This is a genomic window from Paenibacillus sp. J22P59 (genome assembly GCF_059383895.1).
In genome coordinates, this window is sequence record NZ_JBXENX010000021.1 from 1 (window position 1) to 19,811 (window position 19,811).

Below are 19,811 nucleotides of genomic sequence, written 5' to 3' on the forward strand. Positions count from 1 at the left end.
CCTAGCCCCGCTTACCTCTCTCACGCGCTGCTTTACGGAACCGTGTTCCGCTATTCGCACCCACCAGCCGCTTTTCGCTTCTTTAGCGGAACCCAGGTACGCTATTCGCTCGACCTAGCACCGCTTACCTCTCTCACGCGCTGCTTTACGGAACCGTGTTCCGCTATTCGCACCCACTAGCCGCTTTTCGCTTCTTTAGCGGAACACAGGTACGCTACGCGCTTCCCCCAATCCCGCTAATCATCGCGCAACAGCGATTTCGCCGCAACCGCTCGCAATTTAATCGCCGGCAGCTTACTGTGCTGCCTTGAGCTCTGTCAGAGCGAACATGATTTCCTCGCGAGGCAGGCCACCATTAATAAGCTTCTCATCGTCATAGAGCATGACTCTTCTATAGAACGAATCCACCTCGGCGGGCTCGATATCGCCATCTTCAAGCAGTTCGTGCAGGACATTCTCTGCCTGATCGAATTGTCCTTCACCCTCATGCCATTCGGCTTGCAGCAATTTAGTCGCTTTGGGCAGCTCATAACGCTTCAGCAGCTCCAGCAATTGCGTGGCTTCTTGCGAACAATTCACTATCGTCGGCGGGGCATCCACCAACGATAGTCTCATGAATAAATGAAGGGACCTCAGATAGTGTGTGAAGCTTGCATCTTCATTGCCAAGGTCATGGTACAAATCTCCTTCTTGCTTGAGCAGCACCGCAATCGCTTGAATATTATCTGTCGCAATAACGCCATTCGTCGTCATAACAGCTAGCAAGTCATCATCGGACAAAGAGCGAATAAGCTTCCCGCTCAGACCGAATCTTTTATCAAGCAGCTCGTCAATAACGAGCAGAGCATCCTCATGCTTCATATCTCGCTTCAACTGCATAACTTGTCCTACTGCTTGCGTCATTTGCTCAATCATTCGCATGAAAAAATCGCGTTGAAACAACAGCCTCATCCTCCCGCTCTTACCTCAAAGTTACTAAAAAATCCGCAATAGCCGCAGCAAGTGCTTCCGGCTGCTCAATCATCCCCATATGTCCTGCTTGCTCTAAAGTTATTTGCGTAACATGAGCACCGTTCGCCAAGAAGGTTTTTTCAGCTGGAATGACCTGGTCGTAAGCTCCAGCGACCAGCAGCAGCGGCAGCTGCGTTTGCTTCAATATCGCAGTGCGATCCGGTCTTGCCTTCATTCCTAGTGCCGCTCCAATCGCACCTTGTGCGCTAGTACCATATCCAATCTGCTTAACATGCTCAATCTTATCACTCATCGTTTCTTTATGCTCGGGAGCGAATAGCTTAGGCACTAACCCATCAACAAACGCTTCTATTCCATCCTTCTCAATCGCAGCGGCTGCCTTATCCCGTCCTGCCTTCGCCTCTTCGCCATCTGGAAGCGGGGTCGAATGGATCAAGCCGAATGCAGACAGCTTGTCAGAATATTTATCTGCAAAAGCAAGCGTAATATAACCTCCTAAAGAATGGCCTAGCATACTTACTTTTCCTAAGCTTAGCTGTTCCAGCATACTGGCCACATCATCTGCATACAGCTCCATCGAATAAGCCTCATCGGAGGAACTGCTAGATAGCCCTTGCCCCCTCAAATCAATTGCGAGAATCCGGGCGTGAGTGGATAACGGCAAAACAACCTGCTCCCAATAAGCGGAGCTCCCGCAAAAGCCATGCAAGAGAACAACGGTCTGTCCTTCCTCTTGTCCTTTATCTGCAAGGGCGTCCTTCCCATTCTCCAAGGAGTCGTAATAAGCAATTTCAACCCCGCTTTGAAGCTTAACCGATTGATTAGCGATAGACTTTTTATCCATGTTGTACACTCTCCTCATCCATTATTAGGTGACTGCTGCTGCCCCATGCCTGATCCATCGCTTCCGCCAGCACTCTCGCCATCTGAATCACGCTGTACAGCGAAGTCGTCTGAAGCGTCATGTACGGCTTATGACTATTCGCGTTGACTACACCTGCAATGCTATAATGCCCAACAGCAGGCAATCCCGCCCCAGTCGCTTGCCCTGGCGTCAATGAACCCTCTGCCATTACGAATTGCCCGACGGAGGACGGCTTGCCAAGGCAAGCATCAATTGCAATCACGATCTTGCCTTCCGCAATCTCACGTGCCGCTCTCTCGACCTTATGGGCATCACAAGGCTGCTGCAATGTGCCAACTATATGTGGCCAGCCGCGCTCCTCCAGCATCGTTCCAACTAAGGGACCGAAGCTGTCTCCCGTTGAACGGTCAGAGCCAATACATAACAAAACGAGATGATCCCGATGAGGATGCTTGCTTGCAATCGATGCGATGAACTTCAGCAGACTACTCTCGTGACTATTCTTTTCTTCTGCAACTTTACTCATTTATACTGCACCTGCTTTATTAACCTATTCTTGCTTCAATGCACCTGAATGGTGTTCTTATTTTGCTTCATTGTACCTGAACTGTTTCCTATTCTTGCTTCATTGTACCTGAACTGTGTTGCAACGTTCAATTTCCCTGCAACGCCAGCGAAAAATATATGATACAATATCCACAGCAATGACCAATAGAGGAGGGATTCATCATGGTGGATCTGGAACAGAAATCACAGCAGAATGTGGAATTCATGATCGAGACAATCAAGACCAAGTTAAAAATGGCTACAGCAGCTGCTATGCAGTCTTCACACTTTAACATTGACCAATATGAGGATATTAAAGAATTATACGAAGTTGTCGCTTCCAAAGAGAAATTCAGCATCAGTGAAGTTGAAGCATTAGTGTCTGAACTCGGAAAATTACGTGGAAAATAATACAATTATTTTTACAGTCATTTAATACCATTATTAGACAATTAATGTTGTAATTCGACAAAATAATGGAGCCGCACTAATAGCGGCTCCATTCTATTTATTATTCAGATTGTTCCTCTTTATCTGCAGCTGCAACTTCATTCTTCGACTCAATAGACAACGCAATTGTCACTTGCTTTTGCTCGCCTCTTAGGAAAAAAGCCAGCCTCTCTAGCTTTTCTGCAAGCTCGGCACCGCTAAGTGTTGTGTTCAGATTATAAGTGAACCGATCGGATGGCTGCTCTTCAGCTAAGCTGCGTCCTCTCCACACACCGCGGTCAGGAATGCCTCCTGCTTGCACTAGAATATGCTCGGAAACCGGATAGAACTTGTCCGATTTATTGACCACTCGCTCGTAGATACGCAGCTTCTTCAAAAGCATGTAATACTGGGCAGAATGCTTGAAGTTCCAAGCCTCCCGGATATCCTTAAGCGTATAATCCATTTTCCAGCGTTTTAGCTTTTCGATCTGTTCCTCGGTGTTCAAATCCAAAAAATCATTCAAAGGCATAATGGCTTCCGGCATTTGTTTCCCTCCACTTTACTTATTTTTGCCACCAAAAGACAAGCGCGGTATTTGAAAAAACACTTATCATTTGAGTCAATAATAATAAAATTATCTTTTTTTATTTTCCTATAAAAAATACCATAATTCTTTGCTCTTTACAAATTAAATTCTTAACAGATTTATTTCTGCCACTAAATTGTCAAAATATAAAGGACCACCGCTTTGTCAAATGACCAAAGCAGTGGTCCTTCCTCTATCCTTTATGTGATCTGCTGCAGATTAATTGCGGTAAGAAAACGATTGAATGCCGCCAATCCTTCCTCTGTCCGTTTATAGACGCCAGCATCTCTGAGCACATCGAGAAATTTCTCTCCCGTCTCCGACTGAACGATAGCCATCGCCTGCTCAGCTGTATGCTTCGTACCGTAGCGCCCAACTAACCATTGAATCCATTGGGCATGCTGCTGGAGCGGGTGGTCAGCCTCATTCAGCTCTTCCGCAGGATTGCCCGTCAAATAAGCAGCGATTTGCTCCAGCTCCGTTTTTAGGCGTCCTGGCAGCACAGCCAGCCCCATCACTTCGATTAAGCCAATATTTTCTTTCTTAATATGATGAAGAGCCTTATGGGGATGGAAAATGCCGTCCGGATGCTCAGTGCTGGTACGATTATTTCGCAGAACAAGGTCAATCTCATAATCTCCATTATCAAGCAGCCTTGCAATGGGCGTAATCGTATTATGAGGGACAAGATTGCCATCGCTCTCCTCGGTGAAAGCAAGGATGTCTGCCTCTGGATCGCTGTAGCTCTTCCATTCATCAAGCAAGCGGCAAGCCATTGTATGCACATCGCGCTTCGAAGCGCCTGTCACCCGAACAACAGACATCGGCCAACTGACGATAGCGATGCTTACGCCAGGCAGCTCTTGCGACTGATAAGTAATCTCTGTCTTAGCCTTTTCCATAGGGAAGATATGGCGCCCCGCTTGAAAATGGTCATGGCTCAGTATCGAGCCGCCTACAATCGGCAGATCCGCATTAGAGCCGATAAAGTAGTGCGGGAATTGCTCCACAAAATCAAGCAATCTCGCAAACGAAGCATGGGAGATTGCCATCGGTTCATGAGCACCCTTAAATACGATACTATGCTCATTATAATACACGTAAGGCGAATATTGGAACAACCATGGCTCCTCTTGCAGAACCAGCGGTATAACGCGCAGATTCTGGCGTGCAGGATGATTGGCACGGCCTGCATAGCCTACATTCTCTGCACAGAGCAGACATTTCGGATAATGCGCTTGCGGCATAGCTTTTAACAAGGCAATTTCCTTAGGGTCCTTCTCAGGCTTGGACAAATTAATCGTGATTTCAAGCGCGCCGTACTCCGTATCATGCAGCCAATATTTATTGTTGCGAATACGATCCATCCGAATATAGTTTGAATCCAGATTGAGCTTATAGAAGGCGTCGGTTGCCGCAGCTATTCCTGATTGCTCAGCCGTCCGGCGGAAGCTCGCAGCAGTCTCTGATGGGCGCGGCATGAGCAGCCCCATAATACGGGCATCGAGCAAATCTCGATAGGTCATCGTATTATCTTCAATCAAGCCAATAGAATAGCCATAATCGAGAAGCGGCTCTAACACGGTGACAGCACTATCAAGCGGCTCCTGCTGCACATCTGTGGCGAATGGCTCACTGAATTGGAATAAATCCAATAGGGCATTGCGGGATGCATCAACATCAAGCGGCTCAATCATCCCTTTTTGCAAAGCGAATCCGACCAGTCTTTCTATAAGTACCAGCGCTTCCGTTGCTCCGGTGTTCTGATGTTCGGTCTTTCTCATGATGCAAGAACTCCTTTCAAGAGGGCAGCTTAATCGTTATAGCCGTTAGGATTAGCTTCATGCCATCTCCAAGCACTGCCAATAATATCTTCAAGCTTCGTGCGTGTCGGCTTCCAGCCAAGCTCTGTACGGGCACGTTCCGAGGAAGCGATAAGAATCGCGGGGTCGCCAGAGCGTCTCGGTTCTATTACCGCTTTGATCTCCTTCTCTGTCACGGTACGGGCAATATCAATCACTTCTTTTACGGAGAAGCCTTGCCCGCTTCCCAAGTTATAGATCGCGCTATCTGCCCCGCCGCGCAGTCGGTCCACAGCGAGTACATGCGCATCCGCCAAATCGCTTACGTGAACATAATCGCGGATACAAGTGCCATCTGGCGTATTATAATCATCACCGAATACGACGATATGAGGGCGTTGTCCCAGTGCTGCTTGCAGAACGATTGGAATCAAATGCGTCTCCGGGCTATGGTCTTCGCCGATTTTCCCGCTCTCATGAGCGCCTGCCGCATTGAAATAACGCAAGGATACGAACTTGAGGCCATGCGCCACATCGAACCACTTCATCATTTTCTCCATAGCAAGCTTCGTCTCGCCATAGGCATTCGTCGGAAGCGTCCGATCAAATTCATCAATAGGTACATTTTCCGGCTCTCCGTAAGTCGCTGCCGTAGAAGAGAATACGATTCGGCTCACGCCATGCTCCACCATTTTTTCCAAAAGGCACAGCGTTCCGTAAACATTATTGTGATAGTATTTGCCTGGATTTTGCATACTCTCGCCTACTAGCGAATTAGCAGCAAAATGAATAACAGCATCTATAGTGTTTTCCTTGAACACCGTATCCAAGAAATCTGAATCGCGCAGATCTCCTTCATACAGCTTGCCGCCCAGCAGCGCATCCCGGTGCCCTTGCTGCATATTATCGACAATAACAATCTCTTCCCCGCGCTCAACTAAAGCTGCTACTGCATGTGAACCGATATAGCCTGCCCCGCCTGTCACTAAAACTGCCATTTTCTCATCCCTCTCCCTGCTCTATTTCTATTGTTTTTCTTCAGAATCAACAATTATAATTACCGTTCTCTTCTTATCCATTCTTCCTTACACAAGCTGCTCTACGCCATTGCCAATGCTGCATACATAGAAATCAGGCTTAAGTCCTGTCTGTTCCCGATAATGACGACCAACCTCTGTCTGGAATGCCTCAATGCTGTCCTCATGGACAAGCGATACCGTACAGCCGCCGAAGCCTGCGCCCGTCATACGCGAACCAAGCACACCGGGAACCTTGCGAGCCGCATCCACCATGGTGTCCAGCTCTACTCCCGTTACTTCATACAGATCACGAAGCGAATCATGTGAAGCATTCATTAATTGACCGAAGCGTGCCAGATCATTGCCTTTGAGCGCATCCATAGATTGAAGAACACGGTCGATCTCTTCCACGACATGCTGTGCGCGATTGCGAACAAGATCATCCTTGATCAGATGCTTATTCGCATTGAATTGCTGCACATTCAATTGACCGAGCAGGGTCAGCTCCGGGAATGCAGCCTGCAGATCAATGACAGCCTGCTCGCATTGGCTGCGGCGTTCATTATAAGCAGAGTCTACAAGGCCGCGACGCTTGTTCGTATTACCGATAACGAGCTTGTAGCTGCCTGACTGGAACGGAACAAGATCATATTCCAGCGTATCGCACATCAGCAGGATCGCATGATCCTTTTTCCCGTTGGCAACAGCGAACTGATCCATAATTCCGCATTGAACGCCATTGAATTCATTCTCAGACTTCTGCGAGAGCAGGGCAATCTTGACTGTGTCAACAGGCTGGTCCTCCATTGTAAGCAAACCGAATGCCGTCACTACCTCGATCGAAGCAGAGGAGGACAAGCCTGCGCCGTTCGGGATCTCCCCATGAAACAGCAGATCATAGCCATTCTTGAAGGTGATGCCGCTTTGCTGCAGCTCATTCACAATGCCTTTTGGGTAATTCATCCAATCATCAGCTTCGTCGAACACGATTTGATCAAGCGAAAAATGTTTGGAGGAGGAGAAATTCGTTGTCGACAAACCTAATTGATTGTCATCACGTCTGCGAATCAATAGTGTCGTACCGAATGTAAGGGCCGCCGGAAAAACGTATCCGCCATTATAATCGGTATGCTCACCAATCAGATTGACTCGTCCTGGTGCATGAAATACATGGACAGTCGCCTTATCTCCGCCATATTGCTGTATAAATTTCTGTGTCAGCTCTTGGAGGTTTGCCATTTGCTATCACGTTCCTTTTTCATGAGTGTAAGTAATCTTTATGTTCCCCTACAGTATAACGCAATGAATCCTCCAAACGAAATGGCGGAAAATGCTCTTCACATGGATTTATGTGACCTTTGGATAGAGATCATTCCATGTTATGATCAATTATATCTTCATTCTAACAAAAGACACCCTAGATTAAGGCAGGTGCTAATGATGAATAAGCAAGAAAGCTATTATGTAGCTTCCAATCCAGACATTACGCCTAATGGCTTGACGAATGTGCTTTTCTCAGGTGAGAGCCAGACTAAGCCCTCCCATCTACTTGGGCCTAAGGTCTATGATTTTTATTTGATGCATACGGTCCTTGAAGGAAAGGGCGTCTTCGCAAGCGGAGGCAATCGCTATGACCTGCGGGCCGGCCATACCTTTCTCATCGAGCCGGAGCAGCTCGTCAGCTACGAATCGGATGCTGCCTGGCCATGGCGTTATCGCTGGGTTGCCTTCAATGGATCTCAAGCCTCTGAGCTTCTCCAGGCAGCAGGCCTGGGAACTGAACAGCCCATTGTTGATACGGGCAGCAACAAACGGATCAGCTTGCTCTATCACCATATTTTCTCCACCTTTCGACAAGGAGACCCTGCATCTCATTTAAAAGCTGCGGGCTACCTTCATCTTCTGCTCGCAGAATATAGCAAGGCTGCACACCCCATCAGGAAGCTGCCCTTCAAAGAGGCCCACAATGAGAGTGAATGGCTGCTCCAGCAAGTCATTCACTATTTGTCCACGCAGTATGCCCAGCCTGTCTCGATCGAACAGATGGCAGAATCTCTGGGCTATAGCCGTGCCTACCTATCGCGCTTCTTCAAGAAGCATACTGGTGTCAGCCCGATTAGTTTCCTGCTCAAGCTCCGCATTGATAAAGCAAGGCAGATGATTCGCGAGCGCGAGCAATTAACTATCGAACAAATTGCGGCCTCGGTAGGTATGCAAGATGCCCTCTATTTCTCCAAGCAATTCCGGCGCTTCTACGGGCAGTCCCCTACCGCTTATCGTGAAGCGATGCGCAACACAAATATGTAAACAATCTCTCTCTTCGTGGTACGCATCTATCAGAAATGGACATATTAATTGTAGACATCCTGTCCTATGCTTATTTACGAAGGGGAGAACATGAATGAAAAAGCTACATACGGGTCATTTGTATTGGCCGACCACCTTGGATAACCCGAAGGTCTATCCGCCTCTTAGCACCTCTATCAAAGTGAACACAGCCATTGTAGGTGGTGGCATGTCCGGTTCGATCTGCGGCTATATGCTTGCACAGAGCGGAATTTCTGCAGCTGTACTGGAGAGAGACAGTATTGCTGGGGGCAGCACCTCCGCGAACACAGGTCTGCTCCAATTCTCCAATGATGTCATGCTGTCAGATCTCATTGATCAGATCGGCGAGCATGATGCTGTACGATTTTACTCCGCTTGTAAGACGGCTGTTGAACAGCTCGGCAATCTGGCTGAGAAACTGCCCGCAAATGTCGGCTTCAAAAAAAGAAGCAGTCTTTATTATGCAAGCTCTGAGCAGGACCTTCCGAAGCTGATTAAGGAATACGAGACTCTGCGTGACAATGGGTTCGATGTTCGCTTCTGGGGCCCTGATGATATTATGGCGCATTTTCCGTTCCGAAAATCTGGCGCTATTGTAACGGGAGGCGATGCGGAAGTGAATCCCTTCCAATTCGTTCAAGCCCTTACTGATGCCGCCATGTCTTATGGGCTTCAAATTTATGAGAATACCGATATCGTTGCTCATGAGACCTTATCTAATGGCACACAATTGTTACGTACCTCCGACGGCTATGAAGTAGAGGCCGACCACGTCATTTTTGCCATTGGCTATGAACCGGAGGAGCTGCGCGGACAGCTTGTGAAGGCAAACATCAACCGCTCCTTCGCCGCTGTCACTGGCGTGCAGGACAAAGCGGCTCTCCGCAGCTGGCATGATAATTATTTGATCTGGGAGACAGCACGGCCTTATCTCTATATGAGAACAACATTCGACGATCGAATCATCATCGGTGGACTAGATGAAGAACTAGAAGAACCCGTCGAAGGAAATGAAGCCATGCATAAAAGAACGGATAAGCTACATAATGAAATTTTGGCACACTTCCCAGATTTAAAGGCACCCATCGAATTCGAATGGAGCGCGACATTTGGCGAATCCCGAGACAACCTGCCGTTTATCGGAGAAGATCCTGCTATACCAGGTGTGTATTATTGTCTGGCCTATGGCGGCAACGGTACGGTATACAGCATGATTGCGGCGAATATTTTGCGAGATATGATTCTTGGCTCGCAGCATCCTATCGCCGATATTGTTCGCCTTGAGCGCCCATCGAATAGCACTGCACTTAAAGAACAACAAAGAAGTTGAGCAGGAATTCCTGCTCAACTTCTTTGCGCATTATAGCCCATTTAGGTTCCTGAAATAATCTGCGAGGCATTATTGGCACGAAACACGCCTTCGGCTACACCTAACCTCGATAGATCAGGGCCTCCGTCTGGATCAAGCATAGACTTTGTCTCGGCAATCTCAACAACGACAACTGTCGAGCCCTGTCTAAGGGCATCTACACAGGCCGATGTCTCGGTACGATCCAAGCCAAGGGCTCCTAAGGCTGAGTCCATTCCATCCTCTTCGTCAATACGCGTTCTTCCTAAGACAGCGCCGCCCACTGATGCAGGATCTAGCGCCAAACCAGGCGTACCCGTCAGCCCGCTAGCCCCCACCAGACCAGGAGCGATTGCATAATCTGCTACCGGACCTGAACCTCTCGTCTCAGCGAGCTCCCTAACCTCATCGACATGAACATTGCTTTCACTTTCAATTCGGCGCGAATGCTCCGAGTCTTTGGCAAATATGCGAAGCTCGCTCGTCTGGAATCCTGCGTTCTCTAATTGCTGAATCGTATCAATAACCTGCTGCTCTGTGGAAAAAACACCTAATTTTTTAGCCATATTTCCCATCCTCCTCAAATTCTTTATCAGCTTTACGTAGTTATACCCTTATTGAAGGCCTATCAATCGCCTAACAAGCAAAACGGCTAAATAGGAAGGAATGAACCATGCAGGTTGTGCAGGGATGCCTATTCGGGGTATTATGGAAGGAAATGAATATAAGAATGAAATCGGACAAGCGGGGGGCAAATCGATGATTCATCGGGTGCTTCGTTATCCGGCCAAATGGGAATGGCATGTGCTGCAGTACGAACGGCTGCAGACTGAATCAGTAGAAGAATGGCCGAAGCGCAGTAACAATGATAAGCCAGGCGATGCTTCTCCTTCCATGGCCAGCCTGAACGCAAGGGTCTTGGAAGAGGAAGAGCAACAATACAATGAATTCAAGCGATTGCTGCCAGAGTGTGCTTCTTGGCTGGATGAATGCAGCGGAAGGAATACGAACAAGATAACGGTTGCTACCTCTCTTGAGAACGGGCCGGTATTGAAGGGAACGATCATGTTCCAGGTCTCGGAGGAGCAGACGGATATCCATCCGTTTCATTTTTGGCTCTCCGCGGATAAGCTCGTTACCATACATGATGACTTAAGAATGCTGATTCGATTGCAGACGGATATTTGTGCTGCCAGGCTGGATGCTTGCGAAACTGCTCCTGAGGCATTATTCGTTATGCTCAGAGTTATACTGGAGTCTTTTAACGATGGGCTGGACGGATTTGAGAATCGATTGGGTGAGCTTGAGAACGCGATGCGGCACTCGAATCGCACCGGTCTCATGGATGTCATATTTGAACGCCGCTATGAGCTGCTTCATTGGAGCCATCTATTCCTACCCGTAAGGGAACTCCACAGCGGAGCCAAAGAAGCCTTTATGGAGGATCTGACTGAAAGCGACAGCTTCAAGAGAATCACTCACAGGTTGGATAGAATAGAGACCCTATTGAAGCATTATGCATTGGAGATTGATACGCTGATCTCTATGGATGATGCGATATCCAGCTTTCGGGGCAATGATATTATGAAGACCCTTACGATATTCACCGTTCTCTTCACTCCCCCTTCTGTAGTAGGAGCCATTTGGGGTGTGAATATGAAGGATCTCCCTCTAGATGATCTTGAGTGGGGCTTCGCCGTCCTATGCGCAGTTATTCTTATGATTACCTCCGCAATTTACATTTGGCTCTGGAAGAAGGGCTGGACAGGAGACCTGCTCACAGGGCGTAAGGGAAGCAAGAAGCTTGCCAATGGGTCAACCCGCAGAAAAAGCAGAAGTATATTCAAGGCGAAGCCATCCTCATCAGAGGCCGAACAATCGACCGAGCGACTGCCAAAGAGATCGAAGCGAGGCTAGCTGAATCTGTTAGCTGCAACAAACAAAGAACCTTCAATGCCGTGGCGTTGAGGGTTCTTTGCTATTCGAACAATCCTTGCTTATTTTCATTGGATTATGGTCTGTCCTACGGGTTACCGATGCTCTCTCTCCCTCATACAATACAACATCAGAGAATGTCGTATTCGCATGAGCGGAGGGATTGGGATGACCACACAAAAGAAACTGAACAAGAACACGCGTAAGCAATTGGCATCACAAGAATTAGACATCCGCACTGCCCTATTCCTAGCCGGCGTTTGTGGACAAACTTATATGCAATTCGAGAATAGCAATGGGCTCTTCCTTGTTCCCCGCAACTATCAAGCGCTCGGCTCCTTCACGGCACGGGCCTATGATGAAACCGAAGAGCGCTTCGGCTTCTTATTGGATTCAGAGCGGTCTGCCGTTCTTGCTTTTCGCGGCTCAGGCTCGGCTGTCGACTGGGTCTCTGACTTCATCGCGCAGCAAATCACCTACCGTCCAGTGAAAAATTCCGGGCAAACCCATAAAGGCTTTACCGATATTTATACTTCTGCTCGTTCACAAATTCTCGACCTAATCAATAAACTGCCGCCTGACAAACCTTTATTCATAACGGGACATAGTCTAGGAGGAGCGCTTGCCACGTTGGCTGCAATGGATATTGCAAGCAATACCAGCATTCGTTCCCCTATCGTCTATACCTTCGGGTCTCCCCGTGTCGGCGACCCGAAATTTGTTCGTGCCTACAATACGACGATTGCTACCCATTGGCGATTCCAGAATGAATATGATATCGTTCCTCATCTGCCAACTCTCGTCTATCAAGCGCCCAACACCAAAAAGTCCTATTACTACATGCATGTGAAAGGGGAAACAAAACGTTCCTTCCGCATGGGTTCCATCGCAGGCAATCATATATTAACCAGCTACTTCACCGACTTATTCCAAGAGGACCCTATATTCGCAACTACGGTATGCTCTGAGCCGCCCGGATGGTGCCCGCTTTTAGATTAATTGACCACAAGCAAAGAATCCCCGCTTCAAGCCATAGACCAACGGCTTGAAGCGGGGATTGTTTTAGTTCGGCAGCATATAGAGCAGAATTGCAAAAAAATGAACAATCGAGCCCGCAAGCACGAATAAGTGCCATACCGCATGATGGTAAGGAAAAGCTCGCCACATATAAAAGATGGTACCGAATGTATAAAGCAAACCGCCAGTAATGAGGAGCTGCAGACCTCCTGGAGCCAAATGCTCCGTAAGCGGCTTCCATGCAAAGACGATAAGCCAGCCCATCGCTATGTATACAATCGTTGACGTAAAGAGAAAGCGAGAGGCAAAGAAGGCTTTAAATACAACGCCAACCAAAGCACAGCCCCACACAATGCCAAATAATACCCAGCCCAGTGCTCCTTGCACGATATGCAATACGATTGGCGTATAGGTTCCTGCAATGAAAATGTAAATGCAAGAATGATCAAGTGATTCAAACACACGCTTCGCCTTACCTTCAGGGAAGCTATGAACCAAGGTCGATGCCGAATATAAGAGCAGCATAGCCGAGCCGTATATCGTAAAGCTGACGACATGAAAAGCCGTCCCTTTCACTGATGCAAACACGATAAGCAGGACTAGAGCAGCTACACTGAGAGCTGCCCCGATACCATGCGTAATGGCATTCGCTATTTCTTCTCGCTTGGAATAGGTGTGCGTATTTGCCATACAACTCCTCCATTCTTGAACGTTCCATTTACTGCATTAAGCTATATTCAGTGTAACGGATCAACTCCAGCCTTTCAACCATCCCTGCATACGGTCGATCGTTTTGTCCAGATTGCACACCTGCTCATGGTCAATATAAGGCTCCTGATGTCTGAAATAATGAGGATGTCCGCCGATTAATGGAATGCCTTCTACTATGCTGGGCGCATATTTCATCGGATTCCAACGCGGAACCGCTCTTCCTTGCACCGACCATCCACCCCAGCTGCCAATTCGGCTAATCGGATCATTGAGCTTGCCTTGTCCATCTATAGAATGAAAATACGAGACCTTGTCCCGAAGCTCGGGATGGATACGAACTCGCGGAGATCCCACCTGTATAATCCGAAAATTGCGGGATAGCTTCTGTCTATGCAGCATTCTTCCTGCCTGGTAAGCGGCTGCCCCGCCGCCGCTATGTCCAATAAGCAATAACGGCTCATTGTCTCCTCTAGACGTCTGCTTAATTTTCTCCAATACGGCACGACCGCCAATTCGCCCTATGGCTACTCTATTCGTAAGATCACTGCTAACCTCAGCGATTTGCCTATACAGGCTGCGGCTTGCGTCTCCATATGGATACACAATATGAATGAAGGGCTCTAGCCCATTTGAGCGCAGCAGCTGATCCAGCTTGCTCCTGCATTCATTGAATGCCGACGTTGTAGTTGCAACGCCGGCAAGCAAATAAACGCTAATCGTCGATCCTTCCATTGTCTTCATCGTAAACCCCTCCGTCATCCAATGATTCAACTTGGCATACGTTCATTATGCGGGGGGAGGCCAATATTCATTCTTGTATATATATGCTAGTTCCCTTTATCTTGACCTTATACCCCAGCTGTGTGATCGTTTGTACAAGTGGCAGGCCGGTTAATGTTCTCTGAATCGGTATCTCTCCATCCATTTTGTACCCACTCCATAGTTTATGCGGAGCGGATACAGCCCGTACCGTTTGCTTAGGCTCTGGCCTGTCTCCTCTTGAGACAAGCCACTCGCCTTCAGCACCAGCTTGCACGACCTTCAGCTGCAAGAGCCGCTCGAACAGCACCTTATCCGCATAAAGCTCACCATTCCTCGTAAATACGAGCCCCCGTGAAGTGAACCGCTGTTGTACTGGCTTGGTTAATCGGATGGCCTCCTGAGGCAGCTCACTTAAGTAAGCTTTGCCTTTGATCGCTCGCTTGTAGACGGCAAGCAGCTTCTTCTCGCTTGTAATCGAATAATCATTAATCCGACGCAGCGCATTGTACTCCGTCAAATTGTTCACATCAAAATAATATACCGCCTTCACCCGAGGATACAACCTCGGCAGCTTATCGTATAAGCGAGCGATCCGGCTTGCGGCAAAATCAATATCCTTCAAACCGTCGGTTGTATTATAATGGGTAGCTCCATATTCAGACAACTGGATTGGTTTCGTTCTGCTGAAGCGGTTATAGACATAATCCATCAGCTGAAGCGGGTCTTCGAAATCAGCTGGTTGATTGAGCTTGCCGTTATGGTATTTTACACTGTACATATTAATCCCGACCCAGTCCACATAGTCATCGCCTGGATAATAACTTTCTATCGGCTTTTCAGGCACATTCAATACCGTCCATACCATAGCGGTCATCGGCGCCCTTTGCTCGAATACGTCATGCACCATTCGCCAAGTACGGATATAGTGGTTGGGATCACCGCTGTATTTGGTCCAGCTGCCGTTCATTTCAGAGGCAAAACGCAAGAAGATCGGTGTATCTGCCTTATTCGCTTCATCAGCAAAGCTCTGCAAATATGCATTGTCTTGCACTTCATCCAGACCATTATTGGGCTCCCATGCAATATGCGGGAAGGCACCATGCTCCTTTACCTGCTCTACCCACTGAGCTGGGAATGGCTCTCCATAACCTACGTATTTAAAAAAACTGGCATGCTTCTTCCCTGTCCTGCGATTGAATTCGGCCATGCTAAATTGAATCCGGCTGTTCTGCAATACATACGCACCGGTATAGATTCCCACTGCTGGTTCTAATTTCGCAAGCGTGTAGTCTGTCCCGGATGAGTGTACCGTCCAATCCCTCTGCTGCTCCGTGAATATGACGCTTGTACTCGTGTTGATCGCTTCTGTATCTCTCCACTGCGCCCCCTGCAGGAGCAGCAGCAGTGCACATATAACAGCCATGCCATTACTGCGATTCATGAATCTGCGCGCCAGCATCACGTCAGCCCCCGTCCAGGTTATTCCATTTCACTATTCATCATCATTAGCAATCAGCATCGCTTTATACGTAGCAGACTGATAACCTGTGGAGAGGACCTTATACAAAAAAAAGCTTCCAGCCTCACCTTGTTGGTGAAGTTGGAAGCCCTGCAGCAGCTACACGCCCATTTTTTTGCGTTGATTATTCACTTTCTTCGTGCTCTGGCTGCGCATCTCCTGCATGTTGGTGGATTGATGCTTCTGGCCTGGCAGACCCTTATTTCCTTGCTTTTTCTGAGCTAGCAGTTGCTTTGCTTTCTCTGCTTGAGTCAGTTTTTTGGGCTGCTCTTGCTCTTCTGCTCCGTTAATTTCGCTCGTGGACATAGAATCACCTCGCTTTTATTCGACAACCGTAATATATCGGGTAAAAGACCCTTTGTGCAGCTGACAACGATCCGATATTCGGAACGCTGCTTGATCCAACGGCTGCTCGATTGGAGCGGTCGTGACGATAACGCCGTAACGAGCCAGCCTCCTTACACTTCTCAGCATAGCAAGCTGCTCGTCAATCGGCAAGACTGAACATAAATTATAGGGCATATCGACTATGGCTATATCATAGTTTCCCGTCAGTTCCGTCATATCTCCCAAGCTCACTATATGATCAGAATAACCAAAATGCGCAAGATTGACTCTCGCTCCTCTTACCGCAAGAGGATTTCGATCGATTCCTTTAATCTCAGCGCCCATGGAAAGTGCTTCAATCAACACCGTTCCCATGCCACAGCAGGGATCAATGGCTCTAATATCGTCTGTAACGCGTCCGAAGGCAATATTCACAATAGCCCTCGCTACTCTAGTGCCTAATGCTGTGGAATAGTTCTGTGGCTTCTGCTGATGTCTGAGCCAAATCGGTTCACTATCGACACACGGACCAAATAGCCATTTGCCGTCCATGCAGGTGATTGCGAACAATTGCTCGGGAGCCTTCATCTGGGCTGTACCCCGTATGGCAGCTCCGACAGCCCGCTCGATAGTCCGCTGCTCCTCGTAGGTCGGCTTAACGCTTGTAGCCATATAGCTGACTTTGAACGTCTTACCCTCCAATTCAATAGCTGGGAGCAAGCTTATGATTGCTTCAAGGCTATCCCCTTCCAGCCACTGCTCCATCCGACGCTTGAGGAACGGGCTTCGGCTTGGGTCCAGCCGATAAGAGCTGATCAAGTAGCCGGCTTGCTCTTGCCCAGTCTGCTGCAAGGAAAATAGCTTGCGGCGCTCCAACGCACAGAGGGCTGCTTCATCTTCATGACAAGCATAAGTATATACGTAAGACGTCATTTGCTTTGGGGAGGAGGCGGTATTTCCTCAGAATTCTCGGCCCCAAATGATTGCGTGTAATCATCGGCAGCCCCCTTCTCAAGGCCCCCAGTTAAATCAGCAACCTGCTTCTCCAAAGCCCGGACCGATCGCTGCAGCTTGTACTGGCGTATGCCTCCAATGAGTCCAACCGTCAAACCTCCAAGCAAGGTTGAAGAAAGAATAACGAGTATAAGCGGTATTTGGGCTTTCGTAAACATAAAATTCACCTGTACCGCATCGACATTAATGACCGCGAACCACGCAATAATAAACGCGAACAGTAAGGCGGCAATAAGTAAATTCTGTCCTTTCACCTACATCCCCACCTTTATTTATCATGATGTTTATTCGCTTATATTACCACAATATCCAAACCTGATTGATATAAAACTTAATTTTGGAGCAGATAAAAAAAAAGATCTCTATGGTAGAGATCTCTTATGTTCCAACTGCTTTCAACTGGCGCCCTACCTTGATGCTCATGCTGCTTCTGTTCCTTACAATATTCTTATAATGATTCATATAGGATTCCACGGTACCTTCATAGACAAGCTCCAGCATGGACGTATTCTCCAAATCACCTGGTCTAACCAATAGAGAGGACTTATTCACTAGATGTACGCCGCTTTCCTCAAAGACGGTTGCAACGAACTGCGAACAGAAATAAGCATACTCTCTCTTCATCTGAATATTAAAAGGAAGCCCTAGTACCCCGAGCAAATTATACCGATATTGGTCACGATTCTGTTCCATATGATCAATTAAATTACGCATCTTCACATATGCCGCTTTGTTAATCCGAATCCGATACAATGCACATGCCGCCTGCTCGAACAATTGCCCTCGCATGTTCTCTTTGACGAAACCGCCGAAAAAAGGATTGTTAGGATTCTTGCGGCCAAAGCTGTATACCTCATTCAAGTCACTGTCAAAAGCGATTGAAGCGTGGTTAAGAGGATCCTTCGTAAACCACTTTATCGTCTTGGTGAACAGCGTCCCTGTATCGGTTAAAATGACGTATACTTCGAACTCACTCATCATGTTTCATTACAACCTCCACATTAAAGAACTAATGTCTTATGTATTACTTTAATGCAGTTGCCTCAATTTCATAACCTTCTTAGGTAATAATATGAACCTCGACCTTAGTCTAGTTTATCTATGAACCAGCACTTCTTCTTATTCTAATGGAATTTCTGCGCTTTCTCAACCAAAACTTAGAAATGTATCCAATCCAACTATTGGCAGTGCATAAGAACTACTATATAGTAAATATATCCTCTTTTTACTTAACAAACCCAACATAAAAAACAGGACCTTATACTTATATAGTTACCAAAATGAAAGATTCGCCATTAATCCATTCCATGTAGAGGAAGATCCGATGAACCTCATCCAGCCTTTTGAAGCCCAACTGCGAGCCGCCCTTCTTGAAGCAGAGCAGATTATAGCTGAATTCCCCGAGCCGTTTAATGACATCGCTGCAGCTTATTTTAATCAGTATCATTTGTTTAAGCCCGGATGCACCAAGAACGATATTTGTTATCTGCTTCCCTTCTGGCTGCAAAGCCACAGTTCTATTAATGATCAGCAATGCCGTCAACTCACCGTAGCAAGCATCATGTATATGCTGTATTTTTTCATACAGGATGACGTTATGGATAAAATGCAAATAGACCGAAAGCAGCAGCTTTCATTGGGAAACTTCTTTAATTTGGCCTTTCATCAGCTTATGAGAGAGCTTTTTCCCGAGGGCCATTTCTGGCGTTACTTGCATAAGTATATCGGAGAATGGGCAGCAAGTGTTGTCACGAATCATGACCATGATTACTTGCAGACGAATAATAAAATTATGATTGCCAGAAAAGCCGCCCCTCTCAAAATCATTAGTACAGCGTCACTTCTTCTGGCAAATAAGAATGATGAAATACCACATATGGAGGCTCTTATCGATCAGGTATTGCTTACCCTGCAAATGTCAGATGATATGATTGATTGGAAAGAAGACTTCCAAGAGGACAATTACAATTGCCTGATAGCCATGATTAAGCAAACCAGCCAACAAATGCTGTCCGAAAAAGTGATAGAAAATGCGATCTATTTGCAGGACTGCCTGTTTCTCTATGCACAGCAGGCTTGGGAGCAGGTTGCCATTGCCAAGCAATCTCCTATACATTGTCCATACCTGTTATCGTATCATCATCTGCTTGCGGAAAAGTTGACGATCTATGCCAACAAGGTGCAAGAAAACCGAACTCGCCTGTTGTCGGGCGGACTGAATTACTTCCTAGGCAATTAGAAGTATTATTGTCGAACTTTAGATTGTTTTCTATGGATATAGACCTACACTCATGGTAGACTATGGAAAGATAGACAAACAGGGAGGATGAGGATGATGACAACAAAGGAAAATTTAAGCAGTAGCGTTATCCAAAAAGCATGGGCAGATGAGCAATTTAAGCAAAGGCTCATGGAAGATCCTAAGACAGCTGTGAAAGAAGCTTTTGGTGTTGATATACCTGATGATTTCAATATTACAGTAGTTGAAGAAACGAGCACTCATTTCTATCTGGTCATTCCACCGAATCCTTCTTCGCTGCAAAATGATCCTTCCGTATATATTGATAGATGGTAAGCAACTACCCCTTATTCGCATAAACCAAGCAAGCCCCTAATTTCATAATTAGG

Annotated in this window: 22 protein-coding genes; 7 read left to right on the plus strand and 15 right to left on the minus strand. The window is 47.2% G+C overall.

Annotation, left to right across the window (positions count from 1 at the left end):
* Window positions 1-294 precede the first annotated feature (294 nt).
* From AC50YO_RS24280 to yyaC, 3 genes are read right to left on the minus strand one after another with little or no spacing between them, the layout of a single operon-like run.
* The gene (locus AC50YO_RS24280; protein WP_494851037.1) at window positions 295-942 is read right to left on the minus strand and encodes a DUF6483 family protein; all 648 of its coding nucleotides are present in this window, start codon (window positions 940-942) and stop codon (window positions 295-297) included.
* A 19-nt stretch (window positions 943-961) separates the two neighbouring features.
* The gene (locus AC50YO_RS24285; protein WP_494851038.1) at window positions 962-1,816 is read right to left on the minus strand and encodes an alpha/beta fold hydrolase; all 855 of its coding nucleotides are present in this window, start codon (window positions 1,814-1,816) and stop codon (window positions 962-964) included.
* On the minus strand, window positions 1,809-2,363 hold the full coding sequence (yyaC, locus tag AC50YO_RS24290) for a spore protease YyaC (RefSeq protein ID WP_494851041.1): 555 nt from the start codon (window positions 2,361-2,363) through the stop codon (window positions 1,809-1,811). Before yyaC ends, AC50YO_RS24285 begins: the two co-directional genes overlap by 8 nt.
* A gap of 203 nt (window positions 2,364-2,566) precedes the next feature.
* On the opposite strand from yyaC, the gene AC50YO_RS24295 reads away from it, so the two are divergent.
* A complete protein-coding gene (locus tag AC50YO_RS24295) occupies window positions 2,567-2,794 on the plus strand; it encodes a DUF1128 domain-containing protein (protein WP_494851043.1) in 228 nt (75 codons plus the stop codon).
* Window positions 2,795-2,894: 100 nt separating this feature from the next.
* Here AC50YO_RS24295 and AC50YO_RS24300 read toward each other — a convergent pair whose 3' ends face one another.
* The 4 genes from AC50YO_RS24300 to AC50YO_RS24315 form a co-directional block, all read right to left on the minus strand.
* The gene (locus AC50YO_RS24300; protein ID WP_494851045.1) at window positions 2,895-3,359 is read right to left on the minus strand and encodes a hypothetical protein; all 465 of its coding nucleotides are present in this window, start codon (window positions 3,357-3,359) and stop codon (window positions 2,895-2,897) included.
* Window positions 3,360-3,601: 242 nt separating this feature from the next.
* Window positions 3,602-5,185: a UDP-glucose--hexose-1-phosphate uridylyltransferase gene (locus tag AC50YO_RS24305; RefSeq protein ID WP_494851046.1), complete on the minus strand. Its 1,584-nt coding sequence runs from the start codon at window positions 5,183-5,185 to the stop codon at window positions 3,602-3,604.
* A 29-nt stretch (window positions 5,186-5,214) separates the two neighbouring features.
* Window positions 5,215-6,201: a UDP-glucose 4-epimerase GalE gene (gene galE / locus AC50YO_RS24310; protein WP_494851048.1), complete on the minus strand. Its 987-nt coding sequence runs from the start codon at window positions 6,199-6,201 to the stop codon at window positions 5,215-5,217.
* A gap of 87 nt (window positions 6,202-6,288) precedes the next feature.
* On the minus strand, window positions 6,289-7,461 hold the full coding sequence (locus AC50YO_RS24315) for a galactokinase (RefSeq protein WP_494851050.1): 1,173 nt from the start codon (window positions 7,459-7,461) through the stop codon (window positions 6,289-6,291).
* Window positions 7,462-7,662: 201 nt separating this feature from the next.
* On the opposite strand from AC50YO_RS24315, the gene AC50YO_RS24320 reads away from it, so the two are divergent.
* Complete coding sequence (locus AC50YO_RS24320; protein ID WP_494851051.1) at window positions 7,663-8,529, plus strand: helix-turn-helix domain-containing protein; 867 nt, start codon at window positions 7,663-7,665, stop codon at window positions 8,527-8,529.
* Between the two features lie 94 nt (window positions 8,530-8,623).
* Window positions 8,624-9,880 (plus strand): NAD(P)/FAD-dependent oxidoreductase, encoded by a 1,257-nt coding sequence (locus AC50YO_RS24325; RefSeq protein WP_494851052.1) that lies wholly within the window; start codon window positions 8,624-8,626, stop codon window positions 9,878-9,880.
* Window positions 9,881-9,921: 41 nt separating this feature from the next.
* Here the strand turns inward: AC50YO_RS24325 and AC50YO_RS24330 are convergent, their stop codons facing one another.
* Window positions 9,922-10,464 carry a hypothetical protein gene (locus tag AC50YO_RS24330; RefSeq protein ID WP_494851055.1) on the minus strand — a complete coding sequence of 181 codons (543 nt, stop codon included), beginning with the start codon at window positions 10,462-10,464 and terminating at the stop codon, window positions 9,922-9,924.
* A 124-nt stretch (window positions 10,465-10,588) separates the two neighbouring features.
* On the opposite strand from AC50YO_RS24330, the gene AC50YO_RS24335 reads away from it, so the two are divergent.
* Entirely contained in the window at window positions 10,589-11,815 is a 1,227-nt protein-coding gene (locus AC50YO_RS24335) for a magnesium transporter CorA family protein (RefSeq protein WP_494851057.1), read from the plus strand.
* Window positions 11,816-12,001: 186 nt separating this feature from the next.
* On the plus strand, window positions 12,002-12,832 hold the full coding sequence (locus AC50YO_RS24340) for a lipase family protein (protein ID WP_494851059.1): 831 nt from the start codon (window positions 12,002-12,004) through the stop codon (window positions 12,830-12,832).
* 63 nt (window positions 12,833-12,895) lie between these two features.
* Here AC50YO_RS24340 and trhA read toward each other — a convergent pair whose 3' ends face one another.
* From trhA to AC50YO_RS24375, 7 genes are all read right to left on the minus strand, one after another.
* Window positions 12,896-13,540 carry a PAQR family membrane homeostasis protein TrhA gene (trhA, locus tag AC50YO_RS24345; protein WP_494851061.1) on the minus strand — a complete coding sequence of 215 codons (645 nt, stop codon included), beginning with the start codon at window positions 13,538-13,540 and terminating at the stop codon, window positions 12,896-12,898.
* Window positions 13,541-13,600: 60 nt separating this feature from the next.
* The gene (locus tag AC50YO_RS24350; protein WP_494851062.1) at window positions 13,601-14,302 is read right to left on the minus strand and encodes a hypothetical protein; all 702 of its coding nucleotides are present in this window, start codon (window positions 14,300-14,302) and stop codon (window positions 13,601-13,603) included.
* A 67-nt stretch (window positions 14,303-14,369) separates the two neighbouring features.
* On the minus strand, window positions 14,370-15,782 hold the full coding sequence (locus tag AC50YO_RS24355; protein ID WP_494851064.1) for a glycoside hydrolase family 26 protein: 1,413 nt from the start codon (window positions 15,780-15,782) through the stop codon (window positions 14,370-14,372).
* A 159-nt stretch (window positions 15,783-15,941) separates the two neighbouring features.
* On the minus strand, window positions 15,942-16,148 hold the full coding sequence (locus AC50YO_RS24360; protein ID WP_494851065.1) for a hypothetical protein: 207 nt from the start codon (window positions 16,146-16,148) through the stop codon (window positions 15,942-15,944).
* 15 nt (window positions 16,149-16,163) lie between these two features.
* Entirely contained in the window at window positions 16,164-17,102 is a 939-nt protein-coding gene (locus AC50YO_RS24365) for a TRM11 family SAM-dependent methyltransferase (RefSeq protein ID WP_494851066.1), read from the minus strand.
* The gene (locus tag AC50YO_RS24370; protein ID WP_494851067.1) at window positions 17,099-17,437 is read right to left on the minus strand and encodes a LapA family protein; all 339 of its coding nucleotides are present in this window, start codon (window positions 17,435-17,437) and stop codon (window positions 17,099-17,101) included. Before AC50YO_RS24370 ends, AC50YO_RS24365 begins: the two co-directional genes overlap by 4 nt.
* A 124-nt stretch (window positions 17,438-17,561) precedes the next feature.
* On the minus strand, window positions 17,562-18,164 hold the full coding sequence (locus tag AC50YO_RS24375; RefSeq protein ID WP_494851068.1) for a hypothetical protein: 603 nt from the start codon (window positions 18,162-18,164) through the stop codon (window positions 17,562-17,564).
* 343 nt (window positions 18,165-18,507) lie between these two features.
* Between AC50YO_RS24375 and AC50YO_RS24380 the strand changes: the two genes are divergently transcribed.
* On the plus strand, window positions 18,508-19,422 hold the full coding sequence (locus AC50YO_RS24380) for a class 1 isoprenoid biosynthesis enzyme (protein WP_494851070.1): 915 nt from the start codon (window positions 18,508-18,510) through the stop codon (window positions 19,420-19,422).
* A 93-nt stretch (window positions 19,423-19,515) separates the two neighbouring features.
* Window positions 19,516-19,758, plus strand: coding sequence for an NHLP leader peptide family RiPP precursor (locus AC50YO_RS24385; RefSeq protein ID WP_494851072.1), 243 nt, complete (start codon window positions 19,516-19,518; stop codon window positions 19,756-19,758).
* The last annotated feature ends 53 nt before the right edge of the window (window positions 19,759-19,811 follow it).